At 72.6% G+C, this 21,050-nt stretch carries 20 protein-coding genes; 19 read left to right on the top strand and 1 reads right to left on the bottom strand.

The features are described from left to right. The first annotated feature begins 25 nt into the window (after nt 1–25). The 5 genes from QMK28_RS02205 (at nt 26) to QMK28_RS02225 (ending at nt 4,426) form a co-directional block, all read left to right on the top strand. Complete coding sequence (locus QMK28_RS02205) at nt 26–1,396, top strand: DUF445 domain-containing protein (RefSeq protein ID WP_326435286.1); 1,371 nt, start codon at nt 26–28, stop codon at nt 1,394–1,396. Nucleotides 1,397–1,477: 81 nt separating this feature from the next. Then, nucleotides 1,478–2,353, top strand: a complete 876-nt coding sequence (locus tag QMK28_RS02210; RefSeq protein WP_326435228.1) for a class E sortase — start codon at nt 1,478–1,480, stop codon at nt 2,351–2,353. 229 nt (nt 2,354–2,582) lie between these two features. Then, nucleotides 2,583–2,882 carry a DUF6412 domain-containing protein gene (locus tag QMK28_RS02215; protein ID WP_326435229.1) on the top strand — a complete coding sequence of 100 codons (300 nt, stop codon included), beginning with the start codon at nt 2,583–2,585 and terminating at the stop codon, nt 2,880–2,882. A gap of 123 nt (nt 2,883–3,005) precedes the next feature. After that, entirely contained in the window at nt 3,006–3,404 is a 399-nt protein-coding gene (locus QMK28_RS02220; RefSeq protein WP_326435230.1) for a hypothetical protein, read from the top strand. Between the two features lie 149 nt (nt 3,405–3,553). After that, the gene (locus tag QMK28_RS02225; protein WP_326435231.1) at nt 3,554–4,426 is read left to right on the top strand and encodes a fumarylacetoacetate hydrolase family protein; all 873 of its coding nucleotides are present in this window, start codon (nt 3,554–3,556) and stop codon (nt 4,424–4,426) included. A 365-nt stretch (nt 4,427–4,791) separates the two neighbouring features. Here QMK28_RS02225 and QMK28_RS02230 read toward each other — a convergent pair whose 3' ends face one another. Then, nucleotides 4,792–5,880: a Gfo/Idh/MocA family oxidoreductase gene (locus QMK28_RS02230; RefSeq protein ID WP_326435232.1), complete on the bottom strand. Its 1,089-nt coding sequence runs from the start codon at nt 5,878–5,880 to the stop codon at nt 4,792–4,794. A 56-nt stretch (nt 5,881–5,936) separates the two neighbouring features. Here QMK28_RS02230 and QMK28_RS02235 point away from each other — a divergent pair, with 56 nt between their 5' ends. The 14 genes from QMK28_RS02235 to QMK28_RS02300 all read left to right on the top strand — a co-directional run bounded on the left by QMK28_RS02235 (nt 5,937) and on the right by QMK28_RS02300 (nt 21,018). Beyond that, nucleotides 5,937–7,070, top strand: coding sequence for an ROK family transcriptional regulator (locus tag QMK28_RS02235; RefSeq protein WP_326435233.1), 1,134 nt, complete (start codon nt 5,937–5,939; stop codon nt 7,068–7,070). Between the two features lie 212 nt (nt 7,071–7,282). Continuing rightward, the gene (locus tag QMK28_RS02240; protein ID WP_326435234.1) at nt 7,283–8,203 is read left to right on the top strand and encodes a hypothetical protein; all 921 of its coding nucleotides are present in this window, start codon (nt 7,283–7,285) and stop codon (nt 8,201–8,203) included. A gap of 103 nt (nt 8,204–8,306) precedes the next feature. Further along, nucleotides 8,307–9,125 (top strand): GntR family transcriptional regulator, encoded by an 819-nt coding sequence (locus QMK28_RS02245; protein WP_326435235.1) that lies wholly within the window; start codon nt 8,307–8,309, stop codon nt 9,123–9,125. Nucleotides 9,126–9,264: 139 nt separating this feature from the next. Continuing rightward, a complete protein-coding gene (locus QMK28_RS02250) occupies nt 9,265–10,386 on the top strand; it encodes a TIGR03364 family FAD-dependent oxidoreductase (RefSeq protein WP_326435236.1) in 1,122 nt (373 codons plus the stop codon). A 5-nt stretch (nt 10,387–10,391) separates the two neighbouring features. Then, on the top strand, nt 10,392–11,168 hold the full coding sequence (locus tag QMK28_RS02255; RefSeq protein WP_326435237.1) for a phosphonatase-like hydrolase: 777 nt from the start codon (nt 10,392–10,394) through the stop codon (nt 11,166–11,168). Continuing rightward, entirely contained in the window at nt 11,165–12,472 is a 1,308-nt protein-coding gene (locus QMK28_RS02260; RefSeq protein ID WP_326435238.1) for an ABC transporter ATP-binding protein, read from the top strand. The genes QMK28_RS02255 and QMK28_RS02260 overlap by 4 nt, the downstream gene beginning before the upstream one ends. Further along, entirely contained in the window at nt 12,465–13,454 is a 990-nt protein-coding gene (locus QMK28_RS02265; protein ID WP_326435239.1) for a 2-aminoethylphosphonate ABC transporter permease subunit, read from the top strand. The genes QMK28_RS02260 and QMK28_RS02265 overlap by 8 nt, the downstream gene beginning before the upstream one ends. After that, nucleotides 13,441–14,238, top strand: a complete 798-nt coding sequence (locus tag QMK28_RS02270; RefSeq protein WP_326435240.1) for an ABC transporter permease — start codon at nt 13,441–13,443, stop codon at nt 14,236–14,238. Before QMK28_RS02265 ends, QMK28_RS02270 begins: the two co-directional genes overlap by 14 nt. Before the next feature lie 49 nt (nt 14,239–14,287). Continuing rightward, complete coding sequence (locus QMK28_RS02275; protein ID WP_326435241.1) at nt 14,288–15,346, top strand: 2-aminoethylphosphonate ABC transporter substrate-binding protein; 1,059 nt, start codon at nt 14,288–14,290, stop codon at nt 15,344–15,346. 243 nt (nt 15,347–15,589) lie between these two features. Beyond that, nucleotides 15,590–17,086 (top strand): alkaline phosphatase family protein, encoded by a 1,497-nt coding sequence (locus tag QMK28_RS02280; protein ID WP_326435242.1) that lies wholly within the window; start codon nt 15,590–15,592, stop codon nt 17,084–17,086. Between the two features lie 97 nt (nt 17,087–17,183). Then, a complete protein-coding gene (locus QMK28_RS02285; protein ID WP_326435243.1) occupies nt 17,184–17,963 on the top strand; it encodes an HAD-IIA family hydrolase in 780 nt (259 codons plus the stop codon). Between the two features lie 203 nt (nt 17,964–18,166). After that, nucleotides 18,167–18,838 (top strand): hypothetical protein, encoded by a 672-nt coding sequence (locus tag QMK28_RS02290; protein WP_326435244.1) that lies wholly within the window; start codon nt 18,167–18,169, stop codon nt 18,836–18,838. A gap of 12 nt (nt 18,839–18,850) precedes the next feature. Then, nucleotides 18,851–19,567, top strand: a complete 717-nt coding sequence (locus tag QMK28_RS02295; protein WP_326435245.1) for a class F sortase — start codon at nt 18,851–18,853, stop codon at nt 19,565–19,567. 431 nt (nt 19,568–19,998) lie between these two features. Further along, complete coding sequence (locus tag QMK28_RS02300; RefSeq protein ID WP_326435246.1) at nt 19,999–21,018, top strand: glycoside hydrolase family 6 protein; 1,020 nt, start codon at nt 19,999–20,001, stop codon at nt 21,016–21,018. Nucleotides 21,019–21,050 lie beyond the last annotated feature (32 nt).

A 21,050-nucleotide genomic window follows, 5' to 3' on the forward strand; every position in this document is an offset into this window, starting at 1 on the left:
GGAACCGGGCGAACGGGTGGAGTGGATGGAACGCACCGATACGGACCGGACCGGCGAAGCCGGCGAGCCCGCTGAGCGCGGCGAATCAGGCGAGCCCGGCGGCCTTGCGGGTTCCGGGGCGCTGCCGGCGGGCGGTTTCTCCTACACCCCGGCCGACGAGGAGAAACAGCGCGGCGTCCGCCGGATGAAGACGTTCGCCACCGGCCTGCTGGGCCTGGTGGCGGTGGTCTACGGATTGGCCGAATGGGGCCGGTCGGCCGGGGCGGGCGGCTGGGCCGGGGATGTCGCCGCGGCGGCCGAGGCGGGCATGGTCGGCGCGCTGGCCGACTGGTTCGCGGTCACCGCGCTGTTCCGGCGGCCGATGGGCCTCCCGATTCCGCATACCGCCATTATCCCCAGTAAAAAGGACCAGCTGGGGCACAGCCTCGGCGAGTTCGTCGGCGAGAACTTCCTGTCGGGCGGCGTCGTACGGCAGCGGCTGCACGCGGTGGGCATCGGCAGCCGGCTCGGCGCCTGGCTCGCCGAGCCCGAGCACGCCGACCGGGTGACCGCCGAGCTGGCCACGGCCCTGCGCGGCGCGCTGACCGTGCTGCGGGACTCGGACGTGCAGGCGGTGGTGGGCGAGGCGGTCACCCGGCGCGCGGACGCCCAGGAGATCGCGCCGGGCATCGGCAAGATGCTGGAGAAGGTGGTCGCCGACGGCGGACACAAACGGGTCGTCGACCTGGTCTGCGTACGGGCCCACGACTGGCTGGTGCTGCACAGCGACTCGGTGATGGAAGCGGTGACGGGCGGCGCGCCCGGCTGGACCCCGCGCTTCGTGGACCGCAAGGTCGGCGACCGCGTCTACAAGGAACTGCTGCGCTTCGTCATGGAGATGCGGGACATGCCGGACCACCCGGCGCGCGGGGCCGTCGACCGTTTCCTCGGCGACTTCGCCGGCGACCTCCAGTCCGACACGGACACCCGCGCGCGGGTCGAGCGGCTCAAGTCGGAGGTGCTGGGGCGCGGCGAGGTGCAGGACCTGATCGCCTCGACCTGGAGTTCGGTGCGGGCGATGATCGTCGCCGCGGCGGAGGACGAGCGCAGCGAACTGCGCATCCGGGTGCGCACGTCGGTGCTCTCGCTGGGCCGCCGGATGGAGGCCGAGCCCCGGTTGCAGGCGAAGGTGGACGGCTGGCTGGAGGACGCGGCGGTGTACGTCGTCACGACCTACCGGGACGAGATCACCTCGCTGATCACCGACACCGTCGCGGGCTGGGACGCGGACCAGACCTCCCGCAAGATCGAGGCGCACATCGGGCGCGACCTCCAGTTCATCCGCATCAACGGCACGGTGGTCGGCGCGCTGGCCGGGCTGGCGATCTACGCGGTGTCGCAGCTGATCGTCGGCTGATCTCTCTGGCGGTCCCTCTGGTGGTCTCTCTGGTGGGTACGGGCCGTACGGCCTATCGTGCCCCGACCGGAGGGAGTCGGGGTGCGGCAGCGGATACCGGTGGTGGTCCAGGGGCGGCGGAAACGGCGGTCGAGGGAGCTGCGGCGGGCGCGGCGGCCGAGATCGGGGCGAGTGCTCGCGGCGCGCGCCCTGTGGAGCGGCGCGGAGATCGCGGTGACCCTCGGCGTCGTCGTCCTGCTGTTGGTCGCGCACCAGTTGTGGTGGACCAACCGGCAGGCGAGGGCCGAGGCGCGGCAGCAGGTCGAAGCGCTGGAGCGGGACTGGCGGTCCGCTCCGGACACCCCGGTGGGAGAGACGGGCGAGCCGGGGGCGGGGAGCGGCCGGGACCCGGCAGCCGGTCCTGACGCGGGCGCGGGCGGCGCGCGCTCCGGTGGCGGCGGCGCATCCGCCGGCTCGGGCGGCGCGGGCCGTACCGGCGGCGCGGCGCCGCCCGGGCCGCCGCGCTGGGACCAGGCGTACGCGGTGCTGCGGATTCCGAAGCTCGGGGTGACCGCGCCGGTCGCGCAGGGCATCAGCAAGTCGGCGGTGCTCAACAAGGGGTACGTGGGCCATTACGCGCACACCGCGCAGCCGGGGCGGCCGGGCAACTTCGCCCTCGCCGGCCACCGCAATACGCACGGCGAGCCGTTCCGGCACATCAACCGGCTGCGCGCCGGGGACCTCGTACGGATCGACACGGCGGACGCCCGCTACACCTACGCCGTCGAGCGGACCCTGCCGCAGACCTCGGCGGCCGACGGCACGGTCCTGGCCGAGGTGCCGCACAGCAGCGTGCGCCCCTCCTACCGCTACGACGCGCCGGGTTACTACCTGACGCTGACGACCTGCACCCCGGAGTACACCTCGAAGTACCGGCTGGTGGTGTGGGGCCGGCTGAAGTCGGCGGTGCCGCGGTAGGGCCGTGCGGCCCGCGCTCGGGCGGTGACCGCGATGGCCGACCGGGTCCGCCGGGGGACGGGTGTGAGGCGCCGGCCGATCCGCTTGTCAGTGCGGGGAGTTAGCATCGGGTTCGACAGCGGGACTCGGTGCACCGGAGCTGGACGCACCGACTGTGGTGCACCGGAGCTCGTCGGAGAATTCGTCGGCGAGTTCGTCGGCGAGTTCGTCGGAGAAGGGGGATCAGCTGATGCGTGACCTGTTGCGCACGCCTGTGAGCGTGCTGCTTTTCCTCTTCGCCGTGCTGTTGCTCTCCGAGACCGGTATCGCGGGCGCGGTCGCGCTGGCCGCGACCACCACCCTGGCGGCGGCCGTTCTGGCCTGCGCCGTCCTCGCGACCCGCAGCGTCGTGCCGGTGACACCGGCCCGCATACGCACCGCGATACGGGACAGGGAGCGCCGTACGGCCTTCCTCACGCAGCGCGATCCCGACGCGGCGGGCAGGCCCCGCCCCCGAGCGCCGGGCCGTTCCCTCCCGACGGCCGCGTAAGCGCTCTCCGGCGATCCCTGTCGATTTCCAGTCCTCTGCCGAGTTCTCTGTCGATCCCCGAGATAACCGCTGAGCCCGCGCGGCTCGTCACGCCGATTCCTCATCCCGGCACGACGAGTTCCCGTGGAGGGTTCCTCCCATGTGCTGCTGTCCGCTCCGCTGGGCGGGCGCTGGACCGACGCGCTGGGCGACGGCGGGGTGTTCGGTGCGGCCGGCTTGGTCTACGTCGTGCTGTTCGCGCTGGTCGCGGCGGTGGCGACGTGGACCTACCGGCGGACCCGCAGGGCGGCTGCGATCGCGGCTGCCGCGCCGAAGCCGGCCGCCGCGTCGGCGGAGGCGGCGCCGGGGATGGCCGGGCTGTCGAAGGTGCTGCCGCTGCTCTCGTTCGGCACGCTGATCACCCTCGCCGTGGTGCCGCTCGCGGCCGGGCTCTACATCGTCACGAGCACGACCTGGACCGCGTGCGAGCGGGCGTGGCTGCACCGGGGCGGCGTTCCGGAGCCCGTTCCTACCGTTGGGTAACGGTCCAGTCCGTGAACGGGGTCTTGCGGACTGGACTTCGTTCTTGGAGGATCAGCCAATTCCTCCGATGGCCGTCGCCCATCGGCCGGCCCGGATCCACCCCCTCGCGGAGTGCGTCCGGGCAGACCCTCGACCACGGGAGTGTGACCATGAAGCTGCTGCGTGTCGGACCGGTAGGGGCGGAGAGCCCAGCGGTGTTCGACCGGGACGGTGTCCTGCGGGACCTGTCCGAGGTGGTGCCGGACATCGACGGAGCGCTGCTCGCGGACGATGCCGCCATGGACCGGGTGCGGGCCGCCGTCGAGGGCGGAGACCTGCCGGTACTGGCGGCCGCCGACCCGGCCGGTGACGGCCTGCGGATCGGGCCGCCGTTGGCCCGTATCGGCAAGGTCGTGTGCATCGGGCTGAACTACCACGATCACGCGAGCGAGACCGGCGCCGCGATTCCGGCGGAGCCGATCATCTTCATGAAGGCGCCGGACACGGTCGTCGGGCCCGACGACACGGTGCTCGTGCCGCGCGGCAGTGTGAAGACCGACTGGGAGGTCGAGCTGGCCGTCGTCATCGGCGCCACGGCCCGCTACCTGGAGTCGGACGAGCAGGCTCTCGCCTCGGTCGCGGGCTACGCGGTCGCGCACGACGTCTCGGAGCGCGAGTTCCAGATCGAGCGCGGCGGCCAGTGGGACAAGGGCAAGAACTGCGAGACGTTCAACCCGCTCGGCCCATGGCTGGTCACCGCCGACGAGGTGCCCGATCCGCAGGCGCTCGGCCTGCGACTGTGGGTCAACGGCGTGGTGAAGCAGAACGGCAGCACCGCCGACCAGATCTTCCCGGTCGCCGAGGTGGTGCGCTACGTCAGCCAGTTCATGACGCTCTACCCGGGCGACGTCATCAACACCGGCACCCCGGCGGGGGTGGCCATGGGCCAACCCGAGCCGAAGCCGTATCTGCGCGCGGGCGATGTCGTGGAGCTGGAGATCGACGGCCTGGGCCGTCAGCGCCAGCAGCTCAAGGACGCCTGACAGGACGCCTGACAGGGCGCCTGACGGGGCGCCTGACGGGGCGGGGTGTGTGGGGGCGCGGGTCGCGCCCTGACAGCGGGGCCCGGATCGCCAAGCGGTCCAGGCTTTCGGCTGTTGGGGCGGCCAGGGTTTTCCGCCGTCTTGGTGCTTGGCTGTCAGGTGGCCGGCCCCCGCCGGACTGCCGGGCAGCGCCGGCCCCAGCCGGCCCGCCGCATCGGTGGCTCGCGGTCGGGCCGGGACGAACCGGGATCGACCGGCACCGCTCAGCCGGGACTGACCGGGACCGACCGGCACCGTTCAGCCGGGACGAGCCGGGACGAGCCGGGACGGACCGGCACCGCTGGCCCGCCCGGCCGTGCCTCCGCTCAGCCCAGGGAAACGCTGACCCCTTCGGCCGCCGAGCGTCGCGCCGCTTCCAGCACCCGTAGCGTCGCCGCCGCTTCGGTCGCGGTGACCGGCGGCGCGCCGCCGGTGCGCAAGGCCTCGGCGATGGCCGCGTAGTACGCGGGGTAGTCGCCCGGCAGGGTCGGCACCGGCTCGCCGCCGCCCGTCTGCGGGGACTCGCCCGCGCCCAGCCGGCCCCACGCGGAGCTGGGCTCGACGCCCCACTGCGAGCGGTCGTCGCTGGGCCGCAGCCCCTCGCGGAGCGCCGCTTCCTGCGGGTCCAGCCCGTACTTGACGTAGCCCGCGCGGCTGCCCAGCACCCGGAAGCGCGGGCCGAGCTGCGCGGTGGTCGCGCTGACCCACAGGTGGGAGCGGATGTCGCCCGCGTGGGTGAGCGCGATGAAGGTGTCGTCGTCGGCTTCGGCGCCGGGGCGGCGCACATCGGATTCCGCGTAGACCTGGAGGGCGGGCCCGAAGAGGGCGAGCGCCTGATCCACGACATGGCTGCCCAGGTCGTAGAGCAGCCCGCCGACGTCGGCCGGGTCGCCCGACTCGCGCCAGCCGCCCTTGGGCTGCGGACGCCACCGCTCGAAGCGCGACTCGAAGCGCTGGACGTCGCCGAGGGCGCCGTCCGCGATCAGCTTGCGCAGGGTGCGGAAGTCGTTGTCCCAGCGGCGGTTCTGGAAGGTGCTCAGCAGCAGGCCGCGATCGGCGGCGAGGGCCGAGAGCTCCTCGGCCTCGGCGGCGGTCGCGGCGAGCGGCTTGTCCACGACCACCGGCAGCCCGGCCTTGAGCGCGTCGGTCGCCAGCGCCACATGGGTGCGGTTGGGCGAGGCGATGACCACCAGGTCCAGGTCGCCGGCGCGGGCCAGCAGCTCGTCGGCCGTGGCGACCGTACGGACCTCGGGGTACTCGGCGCGGGCCTGCTGCTGTCGTTCGGGGTTGCCGGTGACGACGGTGTCGAGAACCAGACCGTCGGTGGCGGAGATCAGCGGGGCGTGGAAGACGGAGCCGGCCAGGCCGTAGCCGATGAGGCCGACGCGGAGGGCGGTGCCGGTGGAGTCGCTCATGCCCGCCACTTAAGCAACGCTGTTGCCAAACTGCAAGCGCCGACGAGAATGGGTCCGTGAACAGCACATTCTCCGGAGCCAATCTGTCCGCGCTGCGCAGCCACAACGCCGCGCTGGTGCTCGGCCTGCTCAGAGCGGCGGGCGAGTCCGGGGTCAGCCGACTCGAACTGGCCGCGCACACCGGCCTCACCCCGCAGGCCGTCAGCAAGATCACCAGCAGGCTGCGGGCGGAGGGGCTGGCCGCCGAGGCCGGGCAGCGCGCGTCGACCGGCGGCAAGCCGCGCACCGTGCTGCGGCTGGTCCGCGACGCGAACAGCGCGGTCGGGCTGCACCTCGACCGCGACGAACTGACGGTGGTGCTCGCCGATCTGACCGGCGAACCGGTGGCGGTGCGCAGCGCTCCGTTCGACTTCGGCGCGGACCCGGAGTGGGTCGTGCGGGAGGCCGCCGCGCAGGTCACGGCGCTGCTCGCGGAGACCGCCGCCGAGGGCGGGTACGGGCCGGTGCTCGGCGTCGGGGTGGCCTGCCCGGGGCCGCTCGATCACGGGAGCGGAGTGCTGCGGCGGGTGACCGGCCTCGTGCACTGGGACGGCTTCGCGCTGCGCTCGGCGCTCGCGGCTCGGCTCGGCGGCCTGCCCGTCCTGCTCGACAAGGACACCAACGCCGCCGCGCTCGGCCTCGCCCCGCGCGGCGCGCGCGACACCGCCGACTCCTTCGCGTATCTGCACCTCGGTACCGGACTGGGCGCCGGGCTGGTCCTCGGCGGCGTGCTGCATCGCGGGGCCCGTACGGGGGCGGGCGAATTCGGCCATCAGGTCGTCCGGTTGGACGGGCCGGTGTGCGGCTGCGGCAATCGCGGTTGCGTCGAGGCGCTGTGCCTGGCGGCGGTCGCGGCGGGCGACCCGGCGGAGGCGGCCCGGATGCTCGGCGTCGGCGCGGCCAACCTGGTCGGGCTGCTCGACATCGACCGGGTGGTGCTGGGCGGGCGGACCGTGCTGGCCGCCGACCGGCTGTTCGTACGGGGCGTCGAAGCCGTGCTGGCCGAGCGCGCGGCGCGCGGGGACGGCCGGACGGTGCCGGTGGCCGTGGCGGGCAGCGGCGCGCGGGCCGTCGCGGAAGGCGCGGCGCAGCTGATCCTGGCACCGCTCTTCGGGCGGCCGGACGGGTCCTTCCGCGACGAGCGGATGTGACGAACGGGTGTGACGAACGGATGTGAGGCCGCCGGGGGAGCAGCCGTGCGGGCGGCTGCCGGAGCGTAGGCCGTTCGGGCGGGATTTGTGATCAACATACGAACCGCCGGTGATGCTATGCCGGGCTTGGCGGCCCCGCATGCGATGTTCCGGAGCACTTGGGAGCACTCGGGATATCACAGCGAAGGGTCTTCATGCGTCTGTTCATGTCCATGTCCATGCCCGCAGGCGGGTCCGTGGCGGCGGCGACAGCGGCCATGATCCTGCTCGGTGCGGGAGCGGCGGTCATCGGCTGCCCGTCCCCGGCGTCGGCATCGGCGTCCGTTCCCTCGGCGGCGTCGACTGCCTTGGCCCACGAGCGCGGGCCCGGCCCGGTCTGCGGGGCCGCCTCCGGCAGCACGGACTTCCCGATCGGCTCCCGGATTCACGGCGGCCCCCGTACGTATCCGGCGGGCGGCGACTGGCGCGGCTGGTCCCTCGACCTGCGCAACACCACCGGTGCCGGCTGCCGCGCGATGCATCCCGTCACCCTGCTCATCGACGAGCACGGCCGGCTCCGACCGCGTGACATCCGGCTGGAGTTCTACGATCCGCAGGCCCGTTCCTGGCGAGCCGTCCCGTTCGAGACGACCGACCATCAGGAGAACGTGGGCGTCCTCGACGGTGACTTCAAGGGCTTCGAGGTCCCGCCGCGCGGCACCGTCACCGTGAAGCTGCGGATGCGCTTCGCACAGAGCGCGCCGCGCGGCCGGGTCACCGCCAAGGTCACCACCGTCCAGCGGCGCGAGGACGACGGCGACTGGGTGGGCCAGTCCGGGGACTACCGTTTCGCCGTCACCGATTCGAGCTCACCCTCACACTCCCCCTCCTCACACTCCTCCTCCTCGCACTCACCCTCCTCCTCGCACTCACCCTCCTCCTCGCACTCACCCTCCTCCTCGCACTCGCACTCACCCTCGGCCTCGGCCTCGGGCAGGGACGGCGGGGCAGCCGAGCCGCCGATGCTGGCTGCCACCGGCCGCGAGGCTCGCGAGGCTCTCGCCCGGCTCGGAGCGGCGGCTGGCGGCTCGCTGCTCGCCGGCGCCGCCCTGGTGATCGCGGGCCGCCGCCTCCGGAGCCTTCGCCGCCCGTAGCGCCTCCGGCTCCCGCGGCGTCTCCCTCGCCCGTAACGTTTCCGACGCCCCCGCGCCGGGTCGGCCGCAGCCCCGTCCGCCCGGCCCGTGCGAACATCCCTGCGTGGACTACCCGAACGACCAGGCCCCTGGCGCCCCGATCCGATCCGGCATCCCCGAGCACGGCCGGGTTCCCAAGTACTACGCGGTGAAGACCCAAGTCGCTTTGCTCATAGACGAGTTGGGTGAGGGCGGTCTGCTGCCGACCGAGCGCGACCTCGCGGTCCGCTACGAGGTCTCGCGCGAGACGGTACGGCAGGCGCTGCGCGATCTGCTGCTGGAGGGGCGGCTGCGCCGGATGGGGCGTGGCACGGTGGTCGCGGGGGCGAAGCTGGAACAGCCGCTGTCCCTCGCGAGTTACACCGAGGGCGTCCGCAGGCAGGGCCGCCGCCCCGGCCGTACGCTCATCAGCCTCGACCGCTTCCCCGCTCCCGAGGCGCTGGCCGCCGAGATCGGGCTGCGCCGGGGCGAGCCGGTATGGCACTTGGAGCGGGTGCTGCTCGCGGACGACGAACGGGTCGGCCTGGAGAGCACCTATGTCGCCGTGGAGCGGGTGCCGCGGCTGGACACCGATTTCGAGCCGGACTCGTCCTTCTACGGCTATCTTCTCGACCGGCTGGGCATCGGCTTCGGCGACGCGGACGAGCGCCTGGAGACGGTGCTCGCGACCCCGCGCGAGGCGCTGCTGATCGGCACCCCGCCGGCGCTGCCGATGCTGCTCATCCACCGGGTGTCGCGGGACTCGAAGGGCCGCCCGCTGGAGCGGGTGCGGTCGCTGTACCGGGGGGACCGGTTCAGCTTTACGGCCCACTTGGCCGGGACGCCCCGCACTGCCGCCGCCGGCTCCGCCGACACCGCTGAAAATGCTGACGACTCGGGCTGAAACGCTCTCCCGGAGACTCTTGAGCAACGGATATTGGTAACGAAAAGATAACGGGTCTAGTCCAGGCTTGGGGGCCTGTTCACCGTCGCGTTGCCCGGCGGATCCATTCGGGACACCCGGCCCAAGGACCGTTCCAGGCGTGAGAGTCATAGTCGTTGGAGCCGGCGTGGTGGGAACCATGCACGCCTGGCAAGCAGTGGAACGCGGCCACGAGGTCGTGCACATCGAGCGCGAAGCGGAAGCACGCGGCGCCTCGCTCCGGAACTTCGGCCTGGTCTGGGTCAGCGGTCGTGCGGGCGGTGAGGAACTGGAGACCGCGCTGCGCGCCCGGGAACTCTGGGAGGACATCGGCGCTCAGGTGCCCGACCTCGGCTTCCGGCCGAACGGGTCGCTGACCGTCGTCACCAATGAGGCCGAACTCGCCGTCGCCGAAGGCGCCCTGGCGCGCCCGGACGCCTCGGCTCGCGGCTACGAACTGCTCGGCGCCGCCGAGGCGCGCGAGGTCAACCCGGCCCTGCGCGGCGAACTGCTCGGCGCCCTGTGGTGCGAGCGGGACGCCGCCGTCGAGCCGCGCACCGCCCAGCGCGCGCTCAAGGCCAAGCTGCTGGAATCCGGCCGGTACACCTTCCTCAGCGGCCGTGAGGTCCGGGAGGTCGTGGGGGACAACGCGGTCCGCGACGACCACGGCGACCTGCACTCCGGCGACGCCGTCGTGCTCTGCACGGGCGCCTGGCTCGGGGGCCTGGTCCGCGAGCTGGCCCCCGAACTGCCGGTCCGCCGGGTCCGGCTGCAGATGATGCAGACCGAACCGCTCGGCGAGGAGCTGACCACCTCGGTCGCCGACCCGGACAGCTTCCGCTACTACCCGGCCTACGCGGGTGAGTCCCTCGACGCGCTGGCCGCCGGCCGGCCGCAGCCGCCGGTCGCCGCCGAGCACAAGATGCAACTCCTGATGGTCCAGCGCCGGGACGGCGGCCTGACCATCGGCGACACGCACGAGTACGAGCACCCCTTCAACTTCGACGTCGACGAGGACCCGTACGAGCACCTGGCCGGCGTCGTCGGCAAGCTGCTCGGCCGCCCGATGCCGAGGATCCGCCGCCGCTGGGCCGGGGTGTACGCGCAGTGCACCGACACCGCCCGCGTCGTGCACCGCCAGCAGGTCAGGGACCGGACCTGGCTGGTCACCGGGCCCGGTGGCCGTGGCATGACCTGTTCCCCGGCGATAGCCGAGACGACCGCCGACGAGTTGGGCTGGTAGCGAAGATGACCGACACCGCGATGAACCGGATCAAGCTGGTCGTACTCGACATGGCGGGCACCACGGTCGCCGACGGCGGCCTCGTCGAGCAGGCATTCGGCGCCGCCGCCCAGCGGCTCGGCGTCGAACCGGGCTCCGCCGACCACGCCGCGAAACTGGACTACGTACGCGCCACCATGGGCGAGTCCAAGATCTCCGTCTTCCGGCACCTGTTCGGCGACGAGGACGCGGCGCAGCGCGGCAACACCGCCTTCGAGGCCGCGTACGCCGAACTGGTCGACGCCGGGCGCTGCGCGCCGATCCCCGGCGCCCGCGAAGCGATCGAGCGGCTGCGCGGCGAGGGCCGCACCGTCGTCCTGAGCACCGGGTTCGCCCGTACGACGCAGGACGCGATCCTCGCGGCGCTCGGCTGGCGGGACCTGGTCGAGCTGACCCTGTGCCCCGCCGACGTCGGCGGGCGCGGACGCCCCTACCCGGACATGGTGCTCGGCGCGCTGCTGCGCACCGGCGCGGCGGACGGCGTCCAGGAGATCGCCGTGGCGGGCGACACCTCGTACGACATGCTGTCGGGCCGCAGGGCGGGCGCGGCGGTGGTGGCGGGCGTGCTCACCGGGGCGCACGACGCGGTCGCGCTCGGCGAGGCCGGCGCCACCCAGATTCTCGGCTCGATCGCCGGACTGCCGGATCTGCTCGGGCGGTTGGAGCGGCCGGGCGCGTCCGCTCCCGACTCCGCTCCCGCTCCCGCTCCGGCTCCGGCTACGGCTGCGGAGGCCGGGCGGTGACCGGGCGCGCCGCCGCCGTGGCCACCATGGCCTCGGGGGCTCCGGCAGCCCGGCCGGACACGGGCACAGACACAGGCACGGGCACGGGCACACAGGCCGCCGCTGCGGGCCGCGCCCCGGCCCCGGCGGCCGGCCCCGCGAGCGGCATCCGCTTCGACCGGGTCTCGGTCGCCTACGGCAAGAACGTCGTCCTCGACGGCCTCGACCTGACCGTCGAACCCGGCGAGGTGATGGCGCTGCTCGGTCCGTCCGGCTCCGGCAAGACCACCGCGCTGCGAGCGGTCGCCGGATTCGTGCAGCCGGTCTCCGGGCGGGTGCTGATCGGCGGCCGTGACATGACGGGGCTGCCGCCGCACCGGCGCGGCATCGGGATGGTCGTCCAGCAGTACGCGCTCTTCCCGCATATGCGGGTCGCGGACAACGTCGCGTTCGGCCTCAAGGCGCGGAAGGCGCCGCGCGGCGAGATCGCGGGGCGGGTCGCGGAGGCGCTGGAGATGACCGGCATGGCCGCGTACGCCCGGCGCTATCCGCGCGAGCTGTCCGGCGGGCAGCAGCAGCGCGTCGCCATCGCGCGGGCGCTCGCCACCCGGCCCGGCGTGCTGCTGCTCGACGAGCCGCTGTCCGCGCTCGACGCGCAGCTCCGCTCCGGCATGCTGGCCGAACTCGCCCGGCTGCACCGTGAGTTGCCGGATGTGTCCATTCTGTACGTCACCCACGACCAGGTGGAGGCGCTCACCCTCGCCGACCGGATCGCGGTCATGGACAAGGCGCGCCTCCAGGACTGCGGCACCCCGCAGGACCTCTACCGCCGCCCGAGCACCGAGTTCACCGCCTCGTTCGTCGGCAACGCGAACCTGCTGCCGGTGACCGTCGGGGACAACGGCGTCACGTTCGCCGGTACGGAGCTGTCGCTGGCGACCGGCGAGGCCGCGAAGGGGGCGAGCGCGACCCTGTGCGTACGCCCGCACCTGGTCGGCCTCGGCGAAGGCCCGAACACGCTGCGCGGCAGCGTCGCCGAAGTGCAGTGGCGCGGCTCCACGCACCGCCTGTTCGTCGACGTCGCGGGCCACCGCCTCAAGGCCGACCTGCGGGAACTGCGCGAGACGCCGGCGCTCGGCGACGAGGTGGCGCTGCACTTCGCGCCGGAGGACGCGGTGTTGCTGCCGGCGGGGGCGGGCGGGGATACGCCCCCGGCGCGCGCTCACTCCGACGCGCCCGCGTGCGCCGGGGGCGCGGAGACCGCCGCAGCCGCCGGGAGCACTGCGGCTGCGGTAGTGACCAAGGGGAGTGCGGCCCATGGGTAGCGCCCCCGGGCGCGCCCCCGCGCCGAGCGGCCCCGGAGCCGCCGTCACCGACCTCGCGGCGGCCCCCGCCGCGCCGGCAGCCGCCCCGGAGCCCCCGCGCCCCGCCGCCCCAGCCACCACCCGACGCACCCGCCCCACCCGATCCGTCCCCCGCTGGGTCTGGGCGCTGCCCCCCATCGCCGTGCTCGGGCTGTTCTTCCTCTATCCGCTCGCGCTCGTCGTGCAGCAGTCCGTGACACCCGACGAGGGCGGCACCTCGCTCGCGCCGTACTCCGAGGTCTTCGCCTCCGAGGCGTTCCGCGAGGCGCTGCTGACGACCGTATGGCTGGCGGTCGGCGCGACGGTCGGCTGCCTCGTGCTCGGGTTCGCGCTGGCGCTGGTCATCGCGTTCGTGCCGTTCCCCGGCGGGAAGGCCGTCGCCAAGTTCATCGATGTGTTCCTGTCCTTCCCGTCCTTCCTGATCACCCTCGCGCTGCTGTTCGTCTACGGCACGGTCGGGATGGCCAACGGCGTCTGGACGGACGCCACCGGGGCCGCGGAAGGGCCGTTCCACTTCCTCAGCACCCCGTGGGGCGTGCTGCTCGCCGAGATCACGTACTTCACCCCGTTCGTGATGCGGCCACTGCTCGCGGCCTTCTCACAGATCGACACCGCGCAGCTCGAAGTGGCGTCGTCGCTGGGGGCCAAACCCGCGCGGATCGTCCGGCGAGTGATCCTGCCGGAGGCGCTGCCCGCACTCGCGGCCGGCGGCAGCCTGGTGCTGGTCATGTGCCTCAACGAGTTCGGGATCGTGCTGTTCACCGGCGCCAAGGGCGTCACCACACTGCCGATGCTCGTCTACGGCAAGGCCATCCTCGAATCCGACTACCCGGCGGCCTGCGTCGTCGCGGTCGTCAACATCGCCATCTCGGTAGGGCTGTTCGGGCTCTACCGGCTCATCGTCGCCCGCACGACCTCGGGAGGCCGCCTTGCTGGTGCATAGCCGCAAGGGCCGCTGGGCGACCTGGGTCGTCTTCTTCGCCCTCTTCCTGCCGCTGTTCGCGCTGCCGCTGCTGGTGATCCTGGCCGCGTCCTTCGCGACGAACTGGAGCGGAGCGTTCCCCTCGGGGCCGACCGCCGGGCATTACAGTTCCGCTGTCCGGGGCGAGTCACTGCAAGCCCTGACCACCAGCCTGGTCACCGCCGTCACCGCGAGCGTCCTCGCGCTGGTCGTCGGCTCCTGGGCGGCGCTCGCGGCGGCAGCGCTGCGCAAGCGGGGCCGCCAGGTGCTCGACGCGCTGTTCATGCTGCCCGTCGCGGTGCCCTCGGTGGTCGTCGGGCTGGCCGTGCTGGTCGCGTTCAGCAAGCCGCCGATGCTGCTCAACGGCACCCGGTGGATCGTGATCGTCGCGCACACCGTGCTCATCACGGCGTTCGCCTACCAGTCGGTGTCGGCGGCGATCACCCGCCTCGACCCGATGTACGAGCAGGCGGCGGCCAGCCTCGGCGCCCGCCCCGCGTACGTCCTGTGGCGGGTCAGGCTGCCGCTGCTGCTCCCGTCGCTGAACGCGGCGGCCGGGCTCTGCTTCGCCCTGTCCATGGGCGAGCTGAGCGCCACGATGATGCTCTACCCGCCGGACTGGATGCCGCTGCCGGTGCAGATCTTCACGGCCACCGACCGGGGCTCGCTGTTCACCGGCTCCGCCGTCGCGGTCGTGCTGATGGGCACGACGCTGCTGGTCCTGCTCGGGGTGTCCCGCATCCGCACCAAGGCGTCCTACCGCTGAAGCCCGCCCGCCAGAACCTCCCGTCCTCTGCAAGGAGATACGACACGCCATGGCCAGCTACCTCAAGCCGATCGCCGCCGTCGCGGGCAGCCTCGTCCTCGCCGGTTCCCTCACCGCCTGCGGCGGCGAATCCGCCGCCAGTGACGAGAAGGTCGTCACCGTATACAGCGCCGACGGCCTCAAGGGCGAGAAGGGGGACGGCTGGTACGACCGGCTGTTCCAGGACTTCCAGAAGAAGACCGGCATCAAGGTGAAGTACGTCGAGGGCGGCTCCGGAGAGATGGTGCAGCGCGCCGTCCGCGAGAAGTCGAACACCCAGGCCGACGTCCTGGTCACGCTGCCGCCGTTCATCCAGCAGGCCGACGGCAAGGGCCTGTTGCAGTCGTACGAGCCCCAGGGCGCGGAGAAGGTCGCTGCGGCCGACAAGGACGCGGACGGCAAGTGGACCTCCGTGGTCAACAACTACTTCGGCTTCGTCTACAACAAGAAGGAGCTCAAGTCCGCGCCCACCACGTGGGACGAGCTGCTCGGCGGCAAGTACAAGGACAAGATCCAGTACTCCACGCCGGGCGTCGCGGGCGACGGCACCGCCGTCGTCATCAAGGCGATGCACGACTTCGGCGGCAAGGAGCCGGCGATGTCGTATCTGCAGAAGCTCCAGAACAACAACGTCGGCCCGTCCTCCTCGACCAGCAAGCTCGCGCCGAAGGTCGACAAGGGCGAGATCCTGGCCGCCAACGGCGATGTGCAGATGAACTTCGCGCAGTCCAAGTCCATGCCGAACCTGGGCCTCTGGTTCCCGGCGAAGGCGGGCGGCAGGCCGACCAGCTTCGCGCTGCCGTACGCCGCCGGCCTGGTCACCAAGGCCCCGCACAGCGCGAACGGCAGGAAGCTGCTCGACTTCATGCTCGGCGAGGCCGCGCAGCGCCAGGTCAGCGAGGTGGGCGGCGGCTTCTCGGCCCGTACGGATGTCAAGGCGACCGACGCCAACGCGACCGCGCTCGCCGCGCTGATGAAGGGCGTCGAGATCTTCGAGCCGGACTGGAAGGACATCGACGAGAACCTCGACATGTACGTCGACTCCTGGAAGACAGCGACCGGCAGCTGACAAGCCGCCGCCCGGCAGCCGGCGCCCCAACGGCCCAACCCCCTCCGCCCCGGCAGCCGTTACGTCGCCGCCCGGTCGGCGATCGTTCACCGCCGGGCCCTGGTAATCCGTGATCAGTAGCGGAAAGGTAACGGGTCTAGTCCCAACGCCCGTAATTTCAGGAGGCGTTGGGGCTGCCCGACCGACAGGTTTCCACCGACTCCCACGATGGAGAATGACGTGCCTTCAGGTGTAACCGCAGGTGTGACCACGGGCGTATCCAGACGCACGCTGCTCATCGGCGCCGCGACGGCGGTCCTCGCCGCAGGACCCCTCGTTTCCGTCGCCGCCGCGGCGGCGGCCAAGGTGCCCAAAGTGCTGGTCATAGGGCTCGACGGCGCGCTGCTGAACCGGATCAAGGACGCGGACGCCCCGCACCTCAAGGCGCTGATGGCCGGCGGCCTCACCGCGGCGAGCAGCCTCTACGCGAAGCCGATGGCCGAGACGTCCTCGGGGCCCGGCTGGTCCACGATCATCACGGGTGTGTGGCCCGACAAGCACGGCGTGCGGGACAATACGTTCGTCGGTGCTAATTACGCCCGCTACCCGGACTTCCTGACCCGCGTCGAGACGGCGAAGCCCGCGCTGTCGACGTACGCGGTCGCCTCCTGGGCGCCGATCCCCAACACCATCTTCTCCTCCAAGGTCGACACCCGCGTCGCGACCCCGGAGGCCGAGTACGACACCGGCACCACCGCGCGGGCCGTCGCGCGACTCAAGGACGCCGACCCGGACGCGGTCTTCGTCGCGCTCGACAACGTGGACCACGCGGGCCACAGCTCCGGCGCCGCCAGCCAGGCGTACCTGGACGCGATCCACGGCGTCGACGCGCAGACCGGAGCGATCGTCGCGGCGCTCAGGGCGCGGGCGAGCTACGGGCAGGAGGACTGGCTGATCATGGTCACCGCCGACCACGGCCACACCGACGCGGGCGGCCACGGCGGCTCCAGCTGGCAGGAGCGGCAGACCTTCGTCATCGCCGACGGGCCCGGCGTCAGCGCCGGTTCGACGCGCCACGACGTCAAGATCGTCGACATCGCGGCCAGCGCGCTCGCGCACCTCGGCGTCCCCGTCGACCCGGCCTGGGGCCTCGACGGCCGTCCGCTGAACGTCCCCTCGGCCGACGCCTTCGACACCCTGCGCGGCGCGCTCGGCACCCGCGTCGACGAGAGCGGCATCGGCTCGACGGTCCTCGGCTTCACCCGCACCCCGCCCGCCGGCTGGTCCGTCGACAACTCCCGGATGGGTACCGGCGGCGTCACCGAGTGGCGCGGCTGGTCCTTCACCACCGACGAGTTCTGGACGAAGACCGAGCGCGATCAGCAGCGCGAGTCCAACGTCCGCTCCCGCAACGTTTTCGCGGTGGCCGACGGCGACGAGTGGCATGACCGCAGCGTCACCGGAACCTTCGACTCCACGCTCATCAGCCCGGCCTACCCGGTGACCGGCGGCCGTCCGGCGACCCTCGCCTTCAGCACCCACTACCGCCAGGAGGCCCCGCAGAAGGGCGAGGTCCTGGTCTCGTACGACGGCGGCGCGCCCGTCTCGGTCAAGACCTACACGGCCGACGCCATCGCCAGGAGCGAAAGCCTCACCCTCCAGGTCCCGGCCGGGGCCGCCCAGGCGCGGGTCCGCTTCCGCTACACGGGCGGGAACAATTGGTACTGGGTGATCGACGGGGTGAAGATCACCGCCGGATAGCTAGGCTGGGGGCGTCGTCACCGCACGAAGGCGTGCGGCCGGCGTCCCCACGACCCGTGGCAAGTGGTATTCGGTGTGTACGGCAGGAGTCCCGCAAATGGCAGAGCGCAAGCCGATCGAATCGTGGCTCACCGACATGGACGGAGTCCTGATCCACGAGGGAATTCCGATCCCTGGCGCGGACGCCTTCATCAAGGGGCTGCGGGAATCGGGCAAGCCGTTTCTCGTTCTGACCAACAACTCGATGTACACGCCGCGCGACCTGCACGCCCGGCTGTCCCGGATGGGCCTGGAAGTGCCCGTCGCCAACATCTGGACCTCGGCGCTCGCCACCGCGAAGTTCCTGGACGACCAGCGGCCCGGCGGCACGGCGTATGTCATCGGCGAGGCCGGTCTGACCACCGCCCTGCACGACATCGGGTACATCCTCACCGACGCCGAGCCTGACTACGTCGTCCTCGGTGAGACGCGCACTTATAGCTTCGAGGCGCTCACCAAGGCCATCCGGCTGATCAACAACGGCGCGCGCTTCATCGCCACGAACCCCGACGAGACCGGCCCCTCGGCGGAGGGCGCGCTGCCCGCGACCGGTTCGGTCGCCGCGCTGATCACCAAGGCGACCGGCTCCGAGCCGTACTTCGTCGGCAAGCCGAACCCGCTGATGATGCGCGCGGGCCTGAACGCGATCGGCGCCCATTCCGAGACCTCCGCGATGATCGGCGACCGGATGGACACCGATGTGCTCGCCGGTCTGGAGGCCGGGATGGAGACCTTCCTGGTCCTCACCGGCCTGACCCGGCCCGAGGACGTCGACAAGCACCCCTTCCGGCCGTCCCGCGTCGTCGACTCGATCGCGGACCTCGTCGACCGGATCTGAACCGACCGGATCTGAGCCGACCGGATCTGAGCCGACCGGATCTGAGCCGACCGGATCTGAGCCGACCGGATCCGAGCCGGCAGGATCCGAACCGACCGGATCCGAACCGGCAGGATCTGCGCCCGAACGGAGCAGTCCCGGCCCGCAGCGGATGCGGGCCGGGACCTTTGGCATGAGCCTTCTGAGGTACCAGGAGGTTCACCATGGGTCCCGTACGCACCACACTCTTGGCCGCCGCGCTCGCGGTGGCCGCCTGCGCCGGTGTCGTGAATCCCGCGCACGCGGCGGAGGATCCCGTCACCGCCGCCACCGTGTACGTCAGCCCGGCCACCGTCGCGGCCGGCGGTGAGGTGGAGCTGCGGATCGAGAGCTGCGAGGGCACCGCCGGCCGGACCGGCGTCGTACGCTCCAAAGCCTTCGTGGCCGACGCCAGACTCGCCCCCGACGCCGACGGGCTGTTCGCCGAGGCGACCGTGCGCTCCGCCCTCAAACCCGGCAGCTACCCGGTCACCGCGGACTGCGACGGCGTCGAAGGGGTCGCCGGGGGCACCCTCGTGGTCGTCCGGCGGGCCGCGGCCCACCGTACGAAAACCGGGGCAGGCCGTACGGAAACCGGCGCGGCCCCCGCCGAAGCCGCGGCGGACGAGGCCGGCGCGGTGGCGGCCGGGGCGAGCCCCACCGCTCCGGTACGGGCGGGCGGCGGCGGCACCGCGTCCCAACGTCCGGGCGGCGCCGCCGTGTCCGAACGGACCGCCGGTGACGCCTCCCCGGGCACGGCCCGGACCGCTGGCCTGGTGATGGCGGGCGGCGCGGCGCTCGCGCTGCTCGGACTGGCCCTGCACCGCCGTCGCCGCTCCGGCGCGGCAGAGCGCTGACGGCGGACGAGGATGTCTGACAGCGGTTCCGCGTACCCCGCACGGTTCGCCACCGGGGTGACCTGGGCATTGCTGCTGCTCGGCTTCTGGCTCTGGGGCGTCGACCTGACCGACGGCAGCCGGCACGCGGCACCCGCCACCGGCGACGTGGCCGCGGCCGGCCGGCCCGTGCGGCACGCGCTGCCCGCCCCGCACGCCCCGCTCCGCGCCGTCGCGATCCCGCGGCGCGTCGACATCGACGCGATCGGCGTCCGCGCCCGCGTCCAGGCCCGCGGTCTGGACCGGGGCGGCGCGGTGGACCCGCCGCCCTTCGGCGTCCCCGGCGTCGCGGCCTGGTACCGGCAGGGCCCGCGGCCGGGCGCACCGGGCGCGGCGCTGCTCGTCGGCCATCTGGACACCCGTACGAAGCGGGCCGTCTTCCACCGGCTCGGCAGCGTCCAGCCGGGCGAGCTGGTGCGGATCTCCCGTTCGGACCACTCCACCGCGCAGTTCACCGTCGAGAGCGTCGAGGTCTTCACCGAGGACCGCTTCGACGCCCGGCGGGTGTACGGGGCCCGGCAGCCGGGGCGGGCCGAGCTGCGGCTCATCACCTGCGGCGGGAGCTACGACCGGGCGCGGCACGCGTACTCGGCGAACGTGGTCGTCTCGGCGTATCTGACCGGGGCGACGCCGGGTCGACGCCGGGCCGAGGAGGGGTCTTATCGTCTTCGGGCCGAAGCGGGATCTTGAGGGCTCGACGGGCTTCGTATACCGAGCCCGTCCGACGGCCCGCTCCCCCGAGGACCGCCGGACGGGCCGGTCCTCGACCGCGGGCGCCAGGACTTGCGGGAGGGGTCCTGGAAACCCGAGGGAGGTAGGAGGGACCGGAGCCGAATCACCGTGCATAGGGCCGGGGGCTGGGGCCTCGCCGCCACTGTAGAACTTCTGCGTTTCCCAGACCAGGGGTAGTTGACGCATTGTCTTGGAATCGGCGCTGAGGGTGACTCCCGCGGCGCCGCTGTAACAGCTTGCCGACAACGAGCCGGCCCGCTGGATCGGTATGTCAGGATTGAGCCCGACCGGTCTTGTCCCACGGGAGTCTGCCTTGTCCCACGGGAGTCCCACGGGAGTCCCACGGGAGTCCGCGGGAGGCACCCGGAAGTACAGCCAAGGGGGAGTGGATGTACGGCAGTCACACCGGCCGTAAACGCAAGGTCGTCTGCGCGGTATCGGCAGTGGCGGCGCTGCTCGCGCTGTCCGGCTGCTTCGCGTCGTCCGACGACGACCCGGACGCCAAGGCGCCCGCACAGCAGCCCAAGTCCAAGGCGCCGTACTGGGTCAACCCGGACGGCAACGCGGCCAAGCAGGCCGCCGAGTACCGCAAGGACAAGAAACCCGACGAGGCGGAACTGATCGACAGAATCGCGGCCCAGCCGGTCGCGGAGTGGATCGGCGTGGAGGACCCGCAGAAGCAGGCCCGCGGCTTCACCGAGGCCGCCGAGAAGGCGGACCGGGACGCCCTGCTGGTGCTCTACAACATCCCGCACCGCGACTGCGGCCAGTACTCCGGCGGCGGGGCCGCGGACGGTGACGCGTACCGCGGCTGGCTCGCCGAGACGGTCAACGGCATCGGCGACCGGAAGGCGACGGTGATCCTGGAGCCGGACGCGCTGACCCACATCGTGGACGAGTGCACGCCCGAGGAGTTCCACGAGGAGCGCTACGCCCTGCTCAAGGAGGGGGTGGACAAGCTCAAGGCGCTGCCGAACACGACGGTCTACCTGGACGCCGGCAACCCGAGCTGGGTCACCGATCCGGGCCGGATGGCCGAGCCGCTCAAGCGGGCGGGCATCGAGGCGGCCGACGGCTTCGTGCTCAACACCTCGAACTACCAGACCACCGCGTCGAACACGGCGTACGGCAAGCGGTTGTCCAAGATGGTCGGCGGCAAGCACTTCGTCATCGACACCAGCCGCAACGGGAAGGGCCCGCTGGCCGGCGCGAACCACGAGAAGACCTGGTGCAACCCGCCGGGCCGCGGCCTCGGCGAGCCGCCGACGACGAAGACCGCCGACCCGCTGGTCGACGCCTACCTCTGGATCAAGCGGCCGGGCGAGTCCGACGGCACCTGCAAGGGCGGCCCCGACGCCGGCAAGTGGTGGCCGAAGTACGCCCTGGAGCTGGCCCGCAACAGCAAGTAGCGCGGCGGGCCGCGAACGGCGCAGCGCCCCCG

This window comes from Streptomyces sp. H27-D2, from assembly GCF_035828615.1.
GTDB lineage: Bacteria > Actinomycetota > Actinomycetes > Streptomycetales > Streptomycetaceae > Streptomyces.